This window comes from uncultured Anaerococcus sp., assembly GCF_947253225.1.
GTDB lineage: Bacteria > Bacillota > Clostridia > Tissierellales > Peptoniphilaceae > Anaerococcus.
Map to the genome: position 1 here is coordinate 17,815 of NZ_CAMXYR010000012.1, position 14,984 is coordinate 32,798.

Genomic DNA, 14,984 nt, shown 5'->3' on the forward strand with positions numbered 1-14,984 from the left:
GGAGGGTTTATGACCAAAAAACATATTGATTTTTTTGAATTCAATAATTCCATATTCTCGATGATTAGAGAGATTTCACATAAAATTGATTTATTGTTGCAAGAAACTGCAAATGAGTTACATATAACTCCCTTGCAATTAAAAATGATAATAACTCTTTATGCTAACAGGGAGAAATATGTTTCTATAGGAAGCCTCGGCAAGGCTATAGGTATTACTGGAGGAAATATTTCAAATATCTGTAAAAGACTTGAAAAACAAGGCTTTGTAAATAGAGTTAGGAGTGAAGAAGACGAGCGTGTTGTCAATGTTAGGTTGACAGATAAGGGAAACGAGGCAGCTTGTATGGTTGACGATTACTTCCAAAAGCTTAGGGAAGAGATCCCAGAAGGTGGAGTAGATGTGAATGTACAAACTATTATTGATGAACTTTGTGCCCTAGAAAGTCTTCTCGATAAGTATATAGCTAGGAGTGGTTTATAATGACAAACCCAAGTAAGGGCAAGAGACCTTTATTATATTATTGGTTGGTTGCCATAGTGATTTTTGTGGTAGTGCATTTCGCATTAAATCCTATATCCAAGGATGAAAGTGTAAAGGAAGTGAGCTACTCACAATTTGTAGACATGATAGATAAAAATCAGGTAACGGAAGTATCTAAAAATGACCAAAAGTATACCTTCAAGGCCAAGGTCGGCAAGGAAGAGAAAGTCTATGAGACAGGACTTTGGCAAGATACTGACCTTACTGAGAGACTTTTACAAGCCAAGAAAAGAAATGACAAGCTAGTTTTTAGCCAAGAAATAGAAACAAGGATGAATCCTTACCTATCCCTATTTTTGACAAGCATCTTGCCTTTGCTTTTCATATGGGTTATTTTCTACTTTGCATCAAGGTCTTTAACCAAAACCATGGGTGGCCGTGGTGGGGCAGACTTTATGAATTTTGGCAAGTCAAATGCTAAAATTTATGTGGAAAATAAAACAGGCAAGACCTTTAAGGATGTGGCAGGTCAAGAAGAGGCCAAGGATTCCCTAAGTGAAATAGTTGATTTCCTCCACAATCCTGGAAAATACAAGGAAATCGGAGCAAAAGTTCCTAAGGGAGTTTTGCTTGTAGGACCTCCAGGAACTGGTAAGACCCTTATGGCTCAAGCCGTAGCTGGTGAAGCCAATGTTCCATTTTTCTCAATTTCAGGTTCTGAATTTGTAGAGATGTTCGTAGGTATGGGAGCTAGCAAGGTTCGTGACCTTTTTAAACAAGCCAAGGAAAAAGCCCCTTGTATAGTTTTCATTGATGAGATAGATGCTATTGGTAAGAAACGTGATGTTTCTGGATATTCTGGAAATGATGAGCGTGAACAAACCCTAAACCAACTTTTAAATGAGATGGACGGTTTTGATGCCACAGAAGGGGTTGTCCTTCTTGCAGCTACCAACAGACCAGAAATTCTAGATCCTGCCCTAACAAGGCCAGGACGTTTTGATAGACAAGTTCAAGTTGAGCTTCCAGACCTCAAGGGTCGTGAAGATATCCTAAAAGTTCACGCTAAAAATATCAAGCGTGAAGATAATATAGACTATGAAGAAATTGCAAAAAGAACTGCTGGAACAAGTGGTGCTGACCTTGCCAATATCATAAATGAGGGTGCTCTTCGTGCCGTAAGAGAAGGAAGAAACAAGCTTACCCAAGAGGACCTAGAAGAATCAATTGAAACTGTAATAGCAGGAGCTCAAAAGAAAAATGCAGTAATAAGCGATGACCAGAAGAAAATTATCGCCTACCATGAAGTTGGCCATGCTCTTGTAGCAGCCATCCAAACTCAAAAGACCCCAGTAACCAAGATTACCATAGTGCCAAGGACAGGTGGATCTCTAGGTTACACCATGACAGTCGATAAGGATGAAAAATACATCATGACCAAACAGGAGCTATTTGATGAAATAGTAACCTTCGCAGGTGGTAGGTCAGCAGAAGAGTTAATCTTTAATACCAAGACTACTGGTGCAAGTAACGATATCGAAAGAGCTACAGCAATAGCAAGAAATATGGTAACAATCTATGGTATGGATGATGACTTTGACTTTATGCAACTGGAACAAATCCAAGGTAGATACTTAGGTGGTCAAAGAGCTATGATTGTATCTAATGGAACGGGAGATAAGATTGACGAAAAAGTTGCCAAAATAATCGCCCAAGCTCACATGAGAGCCATAGAAATCCTAAAGGATAACCTAGAAAAACTTCACGAGATTTCAGACTTCCTACTTAGGGAAGAGACAATAACTGGTGAACAATTTATGGATATCCTAAACAACAAGAAAGTCCTCGAAGAAAAAAACTCTGAACCAGTTAGCGATGACCTTGCTAAGGAAGAAAATTCACAAGCAAATAATGAAGCCAGTGATGAAGGTGATAAATCGAAGGATGAAGACCAAGAAAATGGCGAAGATAATATAAAAGAATAAGACGAGTTCCAAGTCAAAGGGCTTGGGACTTTTTCTATCTCTAAAACTTCTAAGCCAGATAAGTAAAGGGTGATATTGACTTAACTTTGTGAAAAAGATATGATTTATTAAGAAATATAAGATTACAAAAACCAAGGATGGAAACCTTGGTGATTTTTAAGATAAATAGCTTAAGAGGAGGGGATATGCAAAGTAGTTATAAAAAGAATATTAGCATCGAAAATTTTGTATTTATCGGTATGTTTTTTGGGATGTTTGGGTGGATAGGAAAGATAATGGGACCTACAAATATGCTCGCAACAATAATGAATACAGGCTACAGACTCCTAATGGATACTTGTTTTTACATAATGGGGATATCTGTGGTTGCTGGAGCTCTTTCTGGTCTTTTCTCTGAGTTTGGCTTTATAGCCCTAGTTGATGTAGTTTTATCAAAAGTAATGAAACCAATCTACAACCTTCCAGGCGCATCCTCCTTGGGAATATTAAATTGTTATCTATCAGATAATCCTGCCATCTTGACCCTAGCTGATGAAGATAATTTCAAAAAATATTTTAAGAAGTACCAAATGCCAGCCCTATGTAACTTGGGAACATCATTCGGTATGGGGCTAATAGTTACTACAACAATGTTTGCTCTTCATGTTGAAGGTGCAGTAAAGGCAGCTTTTATAGGAAATTTGGGGGCTATTGTAGGATCAATTGTTTCAGTTAGGGTTATGTTGAGCTTTACCAAAAAGCATTATGGAACGAGTGAAATGGTTAAGGTGGCGAATGTAGCCGATGTACCAAAGGGATATAGGATAATAAGAACTGGCTCGGCAGGCTCTAGGGCTATTGAAGCAATCCTTCATGGTGGCAAGCGTGGAGTAGACATGGGAGTTGCGATAATTCCTGGAGTAATAACTATTTGTACAGTGGTAATGATTTTGACAAATAAGATGCCAGCTGGTGGATATACAGGAGCAATAGGCGAAGGAGTTGCCTTTCTTCCTTGGCTTGGAGAAAAACTTTCCTTTATACTAAGTCCAATCTTTGGCTTTACCAATGATTCCTTTATAGCCGTTCCAATCACAGCCTTAGGCTCTGCTGGGGCAGCCCTTGGCGTAGTAAAAGAATTTGCAAGCAGTGGAACAGTTTCAGGAAATGATATAGCAGTATTTACAGCCATGTGTATGTGCTGGTCGGGATATCTTTCAACTCACATAGCCATGATGGATGCTCTGGGTACCAAAGAGATGACGAGCTCAGCAATCCTTGCTCACACCATAGGAGGACTTTGTGCAGGCTTTGCAGCCCACATCTTTGCCTTGGTCTTGCTCTAGTACTTTAAGAGCAAGATCCGAATAGGGTAATTGATTGTTTAGAAAAATTCTATTGCTAGCTAAAGGATAAAGAATAAAAAGTAGCTAAGGACTATGATTATTGGACAAGCTTTGATGAAGATAAGTTTATAACAGAATTGATTCTCCCTATAGAAAAGTTAAGATACTAAGACCAGAAGCGTCGACCCACCTCGTCCTCAAAGATGGGGTGTGATTTTCGCTTCTGGTTTTTATTTGAAATAAATATATCTATTTCCATCAAAATCCCTAATATCTGTTTCCATATCAAAGACTTCTCTAAACATTTTTTCATCCATAACTTCTCTGGACGTTCCTTCTCTATATATTTTTTTGTCATTGATTAAAATAATATGGTCGGCAAATTTCTCTATTAGACCTATTTGGTGGAGGCTTATAAGGGTTGTGAGGTTAAGCTTTCTTGTTAAATCGGTAATTATCCTCATTATCTCATATTGGTTTTTAAGATCTAGAGCACTTACTGGCTCATCTAGGAGGAGGACTTTTGGGTTTGCAACTAGGGCTTGACCTATGAAAACTTTTTGAACCTCCCCTCCTGACAGTCTATTGATGTATCTGTCCCTATAAGACCTTATATCCAAGATATCTAGGATTTTTTCTGCCTCTTTCTTATCTTCCTTGCTTATTCTAAGAGATAAGTCCTCTACCTTGCCAAGCAAGATAGTCTCAAAGACTGTAAATCTTATCTTGGAATTAATGTTTTGGTTGAGGTAGGAGACCTTGCCAGATGTTTTTATTTCTCCACGGTGGGCTTTGATACCACTAATAGCATTTAGAATGGTCGATTTTCCAGAACCATTTCTTCCCATCAATATATTTACATTGCCTTCTTCAAGCTTAAAGGAAATATCGTCTATGATTAGCCTGTCGTAGGAGATGGATAAGTTTCTTGCTTCAATCATGCTTGCCTCCAAATAAAAATATAAAGATTAAAGGAAGTCCGACAAGGCTTGCCATGATGCCTATCGGAAGAATTGATCCTGGTTTTACAAGCTTTGATAGACCTGAAGAAAGGACTAGCAAAAAAGCCCCTATTAGGCTTGATGCTGTGATGTAATATCTTTGGTCTTCCCCTAGGAACTTCCTTGATAAATGTGGGGCAATAACCCCGATAAATCCTATAACTCCAGCAAAGCTTACGCCAATTGATGAAAGGACGGATACTATTATGAAAGTCCTTATCTTGAGTACCTTGACATTTATCCCCAAGCTCCTTGCCCTATCCTCTCCAAACCTAAGGGCAGTTAGCTTGTGAGAATCCCTTATTATAATTATGAAGGAGATTATGAAGGCTATGAATAGGATCAATATTCCTTCTGGCTTGGTGTTTGAGACAGAACCAAAAAGCCAAAAAACTATGGATGATAGGGTTTCATCGGTGGAAATATATTGCATAAGGCTTGTGAGCGAATCAAAGAAGAACTTCACAGCAATTCCAGCAAGAATCATAGAACTAGTATTGGCGAAGTTTCTCCTAGATATTATGTAGACAAAGGCAATAGCTATTAAGGCAAATCCAATCGCTCCAATAGAGATAAAGTTTATTGAAAAGCCTAATATGAGGAAAAAAGACGCTCCAAAACCAGCCGCTGATGAAACTCCTAGGGTAAATGGAGAGGCGAGTGGGTTATCAAGAATTGTCTGCATACAAGCACCAGCAAGCCCCAAAATCATACCAAGGACTAGGGCTGTGGTCATCTCTGGAAGCCTTATTTTAAAGAGGATGGTTTTTTGTAAGTTTGTAAGGCTTATGAGGTCAGAAGGTTTTAGGTCTCCAACCCCAATAAATAAGTCGCAAAGTCCAACAAGGGCAACCATCATAATAAGGATAAAAATTTTCTTATTCTTACTCATACTTAGTAAACCAACATCCTTGATATTCTATAGGCATGAAGTTTTGATAAAATTCTTTCATATCGGCATCAGGATCCACATCCCTAAAGAGGTCTGGGTGGAAGGCCTTTGCGAGAGCTTCGTAGGCATAAAAATCGCTCATATCACGGGCTAAGTTTTGACCTATAACATAGACCTTCTTATCCTTCATAGCCTTTAGGTCGGCCCAACCATTTCTGCTCTTATATTTTTCAATTTTTGCACTTACGTCTTTTGGATTTATTCCAAAGCCCATCTTCATAGATTCGGGCTTTTCAACCCATTCAGCACCAGTAATGAAAATCATATCAGGGTTTGAGGATAGGACAAATTCTTCAGACACAGGTGTTGCTTCCTTTTCACCTAGGATATCTCCAGCTAGGTTGTGGCCACCAGCATCACATATAATCTTGCCCCACATCATCTTGTTACCATAGGAGTTGCCAAGGGCGTGTTCACCTTCATAGCCATGTTCTAGGAACACATTTGGCTTGGTTTTGACATCCTTTATTCTATCTTTCATATTATCAATCTTTTCTTTGTAGAAACCATTTAGTTTGTCGAGATTTTTATCAAGACCAGTAGCCTTGGCTATTATTTCGGTAGACTTTAGGTGGTCATCAAATTCTTGGTTGTGGTAATCGACATAGAGGATTGGAATTCCGAGCTTATCTTCTATAGAATCAAGTTGAGCCTTGTAGGATACTGGGGCTATAATTCCATCAGCATCAATTGCAAGCAACTCTTCTACAGAAAAGTCGTTGTCGGAAAAATTGCTTACTCTTTTGACATTTTCAAGCTCGGGTATTTTCTCTACAAGTCTTTTGTAGAGGTCGTTTCTATGCTTTCTGATTCCATCGTCCATGCCACCAATCTTCTTGTAGAAATTGTCCTTATCGAGATACATCATGGTCATAAAAGGACCGCCTGAACCTGAGCCTTGGATTATAACCTTCTCCATAGGTTTATCGAGGGTTATCTTCCTGCCGAGGACATCTTCTATTTCTATTTTCCCATCAACGTTTTTGCTTGTTTCAGCGACTTGCTTGCTTGATTTAGTATCATCTGTGGCCTTTTTCTCCCCTGAACCACAGGCGGTAAGGATAAGCAATAAGATTGCCATAAGGCTAAAATTTCTCAGTTTATTTTTCATATTTTTCTCCATAAATAAATTTTAAGCTATCAAAGGCTTCCTTAATTGGAAGACAGTATTTCCTAGAAAATTCGAGGGCGGACTGGTATTCAGGATAGATATAGGAATTATCCTTGTGAAAAACTTTCTTGTAGGAAAGACTAAGCCCCTGGTAAGGGATAGTTACACTTTCTCTTTCTAGGATAGTTCTTTCAACTTGCGTTTTTCTTATACCGATAGAGCTTGTGTTAGCAAAGATTATATCCTCTACAAGCTCTATTTTATCGCTATCACATAGGACAGAAAGCTTGTAGGCTGGACGGTTTTTCTTCATATAAATTGGAGTGTAGAAACAATCTCTAGCTACCTTCATTAGTTCATCCATGACAAAGCCCAAGACTTCGCCTGTCGAATCATCTATATTTGTTTCAGCTAAGATTAGGCTTTTTTTTTAGGATTTGTAATTTCCATAATCCTTAGAATATTGGTTGACTTTTCAAAGTCCTTGTTGCCAGCTCCTAGGCCGATTTTTTTGATATTAAACTCATCAAGACTTAGGGATTTATTGAAATATTTGACAATAGCTGCTCCAGTTGGAGTTATATGTTCTCCATCTTCGTTTATAATATTAAGACTTATATCAGTATCCTTTAGAATATTGACAACTGCTGGAACAGGGATGGGCATAAAACCGTGGGCACATTTTTGTCTGCCGACTCCTTCATAGAGTTTGGAAAAATAAATATTATCCACAGCTAAATCTTCCATAAGAACGCAAACTCCAACTATATCTATGATAGAGTCTACTGCTCCAACCTCATGAAAATGAACCTCATTTTTGTTGATTCCATGAGCGAGAGCCTCTGCTTGGGCTAGGATATCAAAAATTCCCAAGGCATCCTTTTTTACCTTGTCTGAAAGTCTCTCTGAAGATGAGATGATTTTTTCTATATCGGCTAAGTTTCTGTGGGTGTGGCTATGATGGCTATGGTCATGATGGTCGTGGTCATGCTTATGGTTATGATTATTTTTTAGTAAAACATCGAAGTTATATGCATCAATCCCACTTTTTTTAACTCTCTCAAAAACTAGGTCATAACCTTCGATACCAAGTGAGTCGATAGCGGATAGAAGTTTTTCTCGGCTTGCACCAAGGTCTAGTAAGGCTCCTATGGTCATATCTCCCGCAATTCCTGAATACATTTCAAAATATAAGTCCATTTATTTCTCCTCTATAAGTTTATTTATTTGGCAGGCAGCGTAGGCTGCTCCATAGCCATTATCAATATTTACAACCGAAATGCCCTCAGCACAAGTTGAAAGCATGGTTAAGAGGGCGGATATGCCCTTAAAACTTGCCCCGTAGCCTATAGAGGTTGGTACAGCTATGATTGGCTTATCGATAAGTCCTGCAATAACCGTAGCAAGGGCTCCCTCCATACCAGCTATGGCAATGATTACATTAGCTTTCTTGATTTGGTCGATTTTACTAAGTAACCTGTGAAGTCCCGAAACTCCTACATCATAAAATCTAGTTACTCTTGCTCCGAAAAATTCTGCCGTAAGAGCAGCCTCTTCTGCCACAAAAAGGTCGGCAGTTCCACCAGTGCAAATGGCGATATTACCTATCTTTGAAATATCTTCATATTTGAGGGAAATAATTCTAGCGGTTTTATCGTATTTTGCTTGGGGAAGGTGGGTTTTTATAAGCTCATATTGCTCGATGCTTGCCCTAGTTCCTAGGACGGATTGTTTTCTATAGTCAAAGGCCTTAAAAATCTCCAAAAGAGCGAAGTCCTCTTTACCTTGACAGAAGATGGTTTCAGGAAATCCCCTCCTATTTTTCCTTTGAAAATCAAGTTTTGCTATATCTATATCTTTAAAATTAAAATCCTTTAGGTAGGTAAGCCCATCTTCAATCGACATTTGCCCACTTTTTATTTTTTCTAAAAATTCTCTATCTTTCATCATCTAACCATGGATTAAGCTTTAGCTTATCTTCCTTTCTTAGGACCTCATCCATTGACCCCGACCTAAAACCAGCAAGGTCGAGATTAACATACTTAAAGCCAAGTTCTCTAAATTCCTTATTAATTTCCTCTGCTTTGTCAAAAACCTTAGCAAAATCAGACTTATCAACCTCTATCCTAGTATTATCTCCATAGACTCTCACACGGACATTCCTAAGCCCCAAATTCTTTAGGTAAGCTTCTGCCTTATTTATGGAGTCAAATTTAGTGGTATCAATAAGTTCGTTGTAGGGAAACCTTGTAGCAAGACAAGGGGCGGATGGTCTTTTGTAGACAGAAAGTCCGAGCTCTTTGGCATAGGCTCTGACCATCTCTTTGGTAAAAGAACATTCCTTGAGGGGACTTATAACCCCCTTATCATTCAAAGCCTTTACTCCTGGCCTAAAAACCTTGCTATCATCTAGGTTAGACCCATCGACAACATGGGCATAGCCCAGCTTATCTTTAAGCTTGAAGGCTTTATCGAAGAGAAAGCTCTTGCAATGGTAGCACCTATCTATGGTATTGGTTTTGATGTGGTCATTATCAAAAACATCAATGCTTACAACTTCTAGCCTAACTCCCATTTCTTTTGCCAACTTTTCTGCATTTTCCAAGTCCCCATCTGGTGTAGTATTTGTATTATACATAATAGCTACTACATCGTTTTCTCTTTTCCTAAAAAGACTTGCGAGTTTAAGAATTAGAGCTGAGTCTACTCCTCCAGAAAAGGCAAGAACAAATTTATCAGAAAGAAGCTCTTTTATTCTTTCATTTAGTTTTTCTCTTTTATCATTTTCCATATATATTCCTAACTAATAAAAAAGGGTATAGGAATCCCTAAACCCTCATGGTTATACCTTAGCTTATACTAACAAACTAGCTTCGTACTAGTAGTTTCATCATAGCATATAAAAAAAACAAGGTCAAATTTGGCAGTTTATGATAAAATAAATACCAAGGAGAAGTGTATATGAAAATTGTAATAATAGATGGGCAGGGAGGCTCTCTTGGGGCAAGCCTAGTTAGCAAGATAAAAAACAAAAATCTTGATGCAATAGTTTATGGAATCGGAACAAATTATTTTTCCAGTAAGGCCATGAAGAAGGCGGGAGCTGATATAATTGCTACAGGTGAAAATGCGGCTATTGTAAATGCAAGTGATGCAGATTACATACTAGGAACGACAGGAATTGTCATAACAAACTCCCTTCATGGAGAAATTAGCGAAAAAATGGCAGTGGCTATTGGCAAATCCTATGCCACAAGAATCCTAATCCCCTTCGATTGTTGCAGGACCCATATAGTTAGCACAGAAAAATCCTCCATAGAAGAGCTTTTAGGCAAGGCTGTTGAGAGACTTTTAGAAAATATAGAACAAAAAAAGGGACTAGCTAGTCCCGATATATGTAGATAGCTCCTAAAGGAGCTATACATAAACAATGTATCTTAGTGTTAACGATAATTGTAATGCACTAATATTGTACTTAATAAAGAAGTAAAAAGCAATTTAATAATTGCATCAAATCTTAGATTATGTTATATTTTTAAGATAAATGAAAGGAGAATTTATGAAAAATAACGCAAAAAGATGGATAGCCATCGCCATAACCCTGCTTGTATTTGTAGTATCGGTATTTGCCAAAGACAAAGAAGCTGAGGGCGAGGAAACTTTTAAGAATAAATATTTCAAAGACTTAACTGATTTTTCTAACTATACAGAGGAAGTCTACCAAGGAAGTAACGAAAAAGAGAAGATAAAAATTGTAGATGTAACGGGAGTTATAAAGTCTGATGAGGCCAATGACTTTGCAGTTGAAGAGCTAAAAAAAGCCAAGGAAGATTCTCTTGTCAAGGGAGTAATCCTAAATGTCAATTCACCTGGTGGGTCTGTTTATGCTTCTGAAAGAATAGCCAAGGAAATCAAAGATCTAAAGGAAGCTAAAAAACCAGTTTATACAGTAATGGGAGAGATGGCAGCCAGTGGTGGCTACTATATATCAGCACCTACTAATAGGATTTATGCATCAAATGAAACATGGACAGGCTCAATTGGAGTAATCATCCAATCAAAGTCTTTCCAAGGCCTTTTTGATAAGTATGGAGTAAAAGAGCAAAATATAACAACAGGTAAGATGAAAGATGCTGGAACAATGGGACGAGATATGAGCAAGGAAGAAAAAGAATACTTCCAAGGTCTAGTCGATTCTGCTTTCGACAGGTTTGTAAAAATTGTTTCAGAAGGTAGGGGACTTTCTGAAAGAGAAGTAAGAAAAATAGCCGACGGTAGAGTTTATGATGGTAGTCAAGCCCTTAGCTTGGGTCTTGTCGATAAGATAGGAGATATAGACCAAGCTATAGCTGATATGACTAAGGAGAATAAGCTGACCGATCCTATGGTAACAAGGAATAAAGACCTTATGACTCCTTTCACCTCACTTTTCTCCAAGGCTATTGATTTGAGGAAAAATTCATCCGACCTTGCAGTTTTGGAAAAATTGATGAAAGAAAATGATATTAGACCAATGTATTTGTTTGGAGCTTACAATGACTGACCTAAAAGTAGACCTTGGGGAAAGAGATTATAGCTTTGCCTATGCGGGTTTTTATATAAGACTTGTCGCCTTTATTATTGATATGCTAGTTGCAGGAGCAATTTATACCATAGTCAAAATTTTCTTGCCCCTAGATATGGATAGGCAAATCCTATATTTTAGCCTAGGAGAAATAATAAAGACCATCCTAACCTTAGCCTATTTTTCACTAATGACTTATTTTACAAATGGAAGAACTTTGGGCAAGATGATTTTAGGACTTAGGACGGTATCCCTGACCTCCGACAAACTAAGCCTTGGTCAAGTGCTGTTGAGAGAGCTAGCTGGTAGGTATGTTTCTAATAAGTTTACTATTTTATATATAATAGTTGGGCTTACTCCCAAAAAACAAGGACTCTTTGATGTTCTTTTGGATACAACTGTAGTTAAGGAAGATATCTATAACCACCTTTACAAAAATTAAAAATAAAATTCAAAAATATTTAAGGAAAATAGCACTAATTTTAGCGAATGGCGAATTTGTGCTATTTTTTTCTACTTTTAAAAACCACAAGATATGGTATGATAATATTCGGTTAATAATTAAAAGCACTATATGTAGTGGACACGGATTAGAGAAAATCCGCTTAATCCTTGCCATAATAGTGGTTTATAGTTAATAAATAATTAAGTGAGACTAAGCAATTATCATATAAAAATATAAGGAGAGCCCATGCAAATTATAAAAAGAGACGGAACCAAGGTGGACTTTGAGAAGGCTAAGATAGAAATAGCTATAGCTAAGGCGTTTTCTTCTGTCGATAGTAGTATTAAGGCAGAAGAGCTAAAAAAAATGTCGGATAGGATAGAAACTACCATCCAAGAAAAATATCCCAAAGACCATATTCCTACAGTCGAAGAAGTCCAAGACCTAGTTGAGCTTACCTTGATTGATGAAAACTATTATAGGGAAGTTAAGTCTTTTATTCTTTATAGGGCTAAGCACAACATGGATAGAAAAGTATTAGCGGATTTTTCGAGATATATTGAAGATAAGAAAGTCTTAGAGATTGTTAGCAAGGTTCAGGCAGAGTTTGACAATCAAAGATACCCAATCGACTCACTCCTCTTTAAGTTTGAATCCTTCCTAAAACCTAACATGACAGAAGAAGATTTGTTAAAGGCCCTAACAAGGGCTGCAAGTGAGCTGACAAGCAAGGAAGCACCTGATTGGGAGATAATAGCAGCCAGGTTCTTGATGTATCAGATAAACTTAGAGATTGAAAAAAGCGAAGAGAGATACGAACTTTTTGACTTCAAGACAAAGATAAAGTTTCTTACAGAAAAGGGACTCTATGGAGCTTATATTCTAGAAAATTACTCATCTGATGACCTAGATGAGCTTGAGAGATATATGGACTTTACTAGGGATGATATCTTCACCTACTCAGGTCTAGACCTCCTAAAGAAGAGATACCTAATCACCAACCACAAGGGAGATTTGATAGAAAAAGTTCAAGAAATGTTTATGGGTATTGCCATGCATCTTGCCATCCCAGAAATAAACAGGGTAGCCTTTGCTAAGAGAGTCTATGATATCCTATCAACCCTAAAGGCAACAATGGCTACACCAACAATGACCAATGCCAGAAAGCCTTTTAACCAATTATCCTCTTGCTTCATAGATACAGTACCAGATACCCTTAAAGGAATTTACCGTTCCATAACCAATTTTGCCGAAGTATCCAAGCACGGTGGGGGAATGGGCTTGTATTTCGGTAAAGTTAGAGCCAATGGGTCAGATATAAGAGGCTTTGAGGGAGTAGCAGGTGGGGTTATTCGCTGGATAAGACTTGCCAACGATACAGCTGTTGCAGTTGACCAACTTGGCGTAAGGCAAGGAGCAGTTGCAGTCTATCTTGATATTTGGCATAAGGATATGCCAGAATTTTTGGGACTAAGGACTAACAACGGGGATGACAGGATGAAAGCCCACGATGTCTTTCCTGGAGTGTGTGTGCCAGACCTATTTTGGAAACTAACTCGTGATGATATAAATGCTGATTGGCATATGTTCGACCCTCATGAAGTTGAAAAAAAATATGGCAGATCAATTGAAGATACCTACGGAGAAGAGTTTGAAGAATTTTACAAACAACTTGTTGAAGATAAGGAAATTTCAAGAAGAACTATGTCTGTAAAGGATATGGTAAGACTCCTTATCAAATCATGGACAGAAACAGGAACTCCGTTCATCTTTAATAGAGATGCTGTAAATAGAACCAACCCTAACAAACACAAGGGCATGATTTATTCATCTAACCTTTGTACAGAAATCGCCCAAAACATGAGTCCATCAGAATCAGTTTCTACAGAAATTGTAGATAAAAATGGTGATACAATCATAGTTACCAAGACGAAACCAGGGGATTTTGTAGAATGTAACCTAGCAAGTCTTACTTTGGGAAAAGTCGATGTAAACAATAGCGAAGAGCTTGAAGAAACTGTTAGGACAATAGTAAGGGCTCTTGACAATGTAATCGACCTAAACTATTATCCAACTCCTTATGCCAAGGTAACCAACAAAAAATACAGGGCTATAGGTCTTGGTACAAGTGGCTACCATCACATGCTTGTCAAAAATGATATAAGATGGCAAGACGAGAAGGCTCATGCAGAATTTGTTGATAGGGTCTATGAGGATATAAATTATTATGCCATCAAAGAATCTTGCGAGATAGCCAAGGAAAAGGGAGCTTACTCTTGCTTTGAAGGAAGTGACTGGGAAAGTGGATCCTACTTCGAAATGAGAGCTTATAAGAGCCAAAGATGGGAAGAATTAAGAAAAGCAATCAAAGAAAACGGTCTAAGAAATGGCTACCTAATGGCAATCGCACCAACAGGGTCAACTTCAATTATATCTGGAACATCTGCTGGAGTGGATCCAATCATGAGTCGTTACTTCCTAGAAGAAAAAAAGGGAGCAATAGTTCCAAGAGTTGCTCCAGGTCTTACAACAAAGACCTTCTGGTTGTATGAAAACGCCCACGACATAGACCAAAATATATCTATGAGAATGGCGGGCGTAAGACAAAGACACATCGACCAAGGTCAATCTGTAAATATTTATATAACTACAGAATACACCATGAGACAAATCTTAAACATCTATCTCACAGCATGGGAAGCTGGAGTTAAATCAATCTATTATGTAAGAGGTAAATCTCTCGAAGTAGAGGAATGTGATTCCTGTGCAAGTTAGAAATTAAAGACAAATGAAGATACGAAAAGACCCTTGTGAAAAGTCCAAAGCTAGGCTAAAAACTAGCTTAGAACCTAGCCACAAGAGGTCTTTTATTTTTCTCTAAGGTAACTTAGCCCATCCAAAATGAAATTTATTACAAAGTATGCAAGCACCAAATAAATTTTATTGAATTTATATTCGTCATTTATAAAGCTATAGGCTCTGATGCCGAGTTTTTCTTGGATAACAGATAAAACAAAGATTAACAAAATCGCAATAACTAGAGCTAAAATCTTATTTAGCCTAGACTTCTTACCCAGATTAATCAGACTTTTTTCCTTAAATATAGAAAATGTAAACA

Annotated in this window: 14 protein-coding genes and 1 pseudogene; 7 read left to right on the plus strand and 8 right to left on the minus strand. The window is 37.8% G+C overall.

From position 1 onward, the window contains the following. Nucleotides 1-9 precede the first annotated feature (9 nt). The 3 genes from Q0W95_RS02905 to Q0W95_RS02915 all read left to right on the plus strand — a co-directional run bounded on the left by Q0W95_RS02905 (nucleotide 10) and on the right by Q0W95_RS02915 (nucleotide 3,793). A complete protein-coding gene (locus tag Q0W95_RS02905; protein ID WP_297789816.1) occupies nucleotides 10-483 on the plus strand; it encodes a MarR family transcriptional regulator in 474 nt (157 codons plus the stop codon). Next, a complete protein-coding gene (gene ftsH / locus Q0W95_RS02910) occupies nucleotides 483-2,468 on the plus strand; it encodes an ATP-dependent zinc metalloprotease FtsH (protein ID WP_297789817.1) in 1,986 nt (661 codons plus the stop codon). The genes Q0W95_RS02905 and ftsH overlap by 1 nt, the downstream gene beginning before the upstream one ends. A 185-nt stretch (nucleotides 2,469-2,653) precedes the next feature. Beyond that, the gene (locus tag Q0W95_RS02915) at nucleotides 2,654-3,793 is read left to right on the plus strand and encodes a hypothetical protein (RefSeq protein WP_297789819.1); all 1,140 of its coding nucleotides are present in this window, start codon (nucleotides 2,654-2,656) and stop codon (nucleotides 3,791-3,793) included. A gap of 230 nt (nucleotides 3,794-4,023) precedes the next feature. Here Q0W95_RS02915 and Q0W95_RS02920 read toward each other — a convergent pair whose 3' ends face one another. The 7 genes from Q0W95_RS02920 to larE are packed head-to-tail and all read right to left on the minus strand — an operon-like array spanning nucleotide 4,024 to nucleotide 9,648. After that, nucleotides 4,024-4,734 (minus strand): ABC transporter ATP-binding protein, encoded by a 711-nt coding sequence (locus tag Q0W95_RS02920; protein ID WP_297789821.1) that lies wholly within the window; start codon nucleotides 4,732-4,734, stop codon nucleotides 4,024-4,026. Continuing rightward, entirely contained in the window at nucleotides 4,727-5,686 is a 960-nt protein-coding gene (locus tag Q0W95_RS02925) for an iron ABC transporter permease (RefSeq protein ID WP_297789823.1), read from the minus strand. Before Q0W95_RS02925 ends, Q0W95_RS02920 begins: the two co-directional genes overlap by 8 nt. Then, the gene (locus Q0W95_RS02930) at nucleotides 5,679-6,857 is read right to left on the minus strand and encodes an ABC transporter substrate-binding protein (RefSeq protein WP_297789825.1); all 1,179 of its coding nucleotides are present in this window, start codon (nucleotides 6,855-6,857) and stop codon (nucleotides 5,679-5,681) included. The genes Q0W95_RS02925 and Q0W95_RS02930 overlap by 8 nt, the downstream gene beginning before the upstream one ends. After that, the gene (gene larC, locus Q0W95_RS02935) at nucleotides 6,847-7,233 is read right to left on the minus strand and encodes a nickel insertion protein (RefSeq protein WP_297789827.1); all 387 of its coding nucleotides are present in this window, start codon (nucleotides 7,231-7,233) and stop codon (nucleotides 6,847-6,849) included. The genes Q0W95_RS02930 and larC overlap by 11 nt, the downstream gene beginning before the upstream one ends. A 41-nt stretch (nucleotides 7,234-7,274) precedes the next feature. Beyond that, the gene (locus Q0W95_RS02940; protein WP_297789829.1) at nucleotides 7,275-8,057 is read right to left on the minus strand and encodes a LarC family nickel insertion protein; all 783 of its coding nucleotides are present in this window, start codon (nucleotides 8,055-8,057) and stop codon (nucleotides 7,275-7,277) included. Then, on the minus strand, nucleotides 8,058-8,804 hold the full coding sequence (gene larB, locus Q0W95_RS02945; RefSeq protein WP_297789831.1) for a nickel pincer cofactor biosynthesis protein LarB: 747 nt from the start codon (nucleotides 8,802-8,804) through the stop codon (nucleotides 8,058-8,060). Beyond that, entirely contained in the window at nucleotides 8,794-9,648 is an 855-nt protein-coding gene (gene larE, locus Q0W95_RS02950) for an ATP-dependent sacrificial sulfur transferase LarE (RefSeq protein ID WP_297789833.1), read from the minus strand. The genes larB and larE overlap by 11 nt, the downstream gene beginning before the upstream one ends. 170 nt (nucleotides 9,649-9,818) lie before the next feature. Here larE and Q0W95_RS02955 point away from each other — a divergent pair, with 170 nt between their 5' ends. The 4 genes from Q0W95_RS02955 to Q0W95_RS02970 all read left to right on the plus strand — a co-directional run bounded on the left by Q0W95_RS02955 (nucleotide 9,819) and on the right by Q0W95_RS02970 (nucleotide 14,641). Then, nucleotides 9,819-10,262, plus strand: a complete 444-nt coding sequence (locus tag Q0W95_RS02955; protein WP_297789835.1) for a DUF3842 family protein — start codon at nucleotides 9,819-9,821, stop codon at nucleotides 10,260-10,262. A gap of 154 nt (nucleotides 10,263-10,416) precedes the next feature. Next, nucleotides 10,417-11,400 (plus strand): signal peptide peptidase SppA, encoded by a 984-nt coding sequence (gene sppA, locus Q0W95_RS02960; RefSeq protein ID WP_297789837.1) that lies wholly within the window; start codon nucleotides 10,417-10,419, stop codon nucleotides 11,398-11,400. Then, complete coding sequence (locus Q0W95_RS02965) at nucleotides 11,393-11,863, plus strand: RDD family protein (RefSeq protein WP_297789840.1); 471 nt, start codon at nucleotides 11,393-11,395, stop codon at nucleotides 11,861-11,863. Before sppA ends, Q0W95_RS02965 begins: the two co-directional genes overlap by 8 nt. Before the next feature lie 249 nt (nucleotides 11,864-12,112). Continuing rightward, a complete protein-coding gene (locus Q0W95_RS02970) occupies nucleotides 12,113-14,641 on the plus strand; it encodes a ribonucleoside-diphosphate reductase subunit alpha (RefSeq protein WP_297789842.1) in 2,529 nt (842 codons plus the stop codon). Nucleotides 14,642-14,733: 92 nt separating this feature from the next. Here the strand turns inward: Q0W95_RS02970 and Q0W95_RS02975 are convergent. Continuing rightward, nucleotides 14,734-14,984 (minus strand): annotated as a pseudogene (locus tag Q0W95_RS02975) (hypothetical protein); the annotation flags it as partial.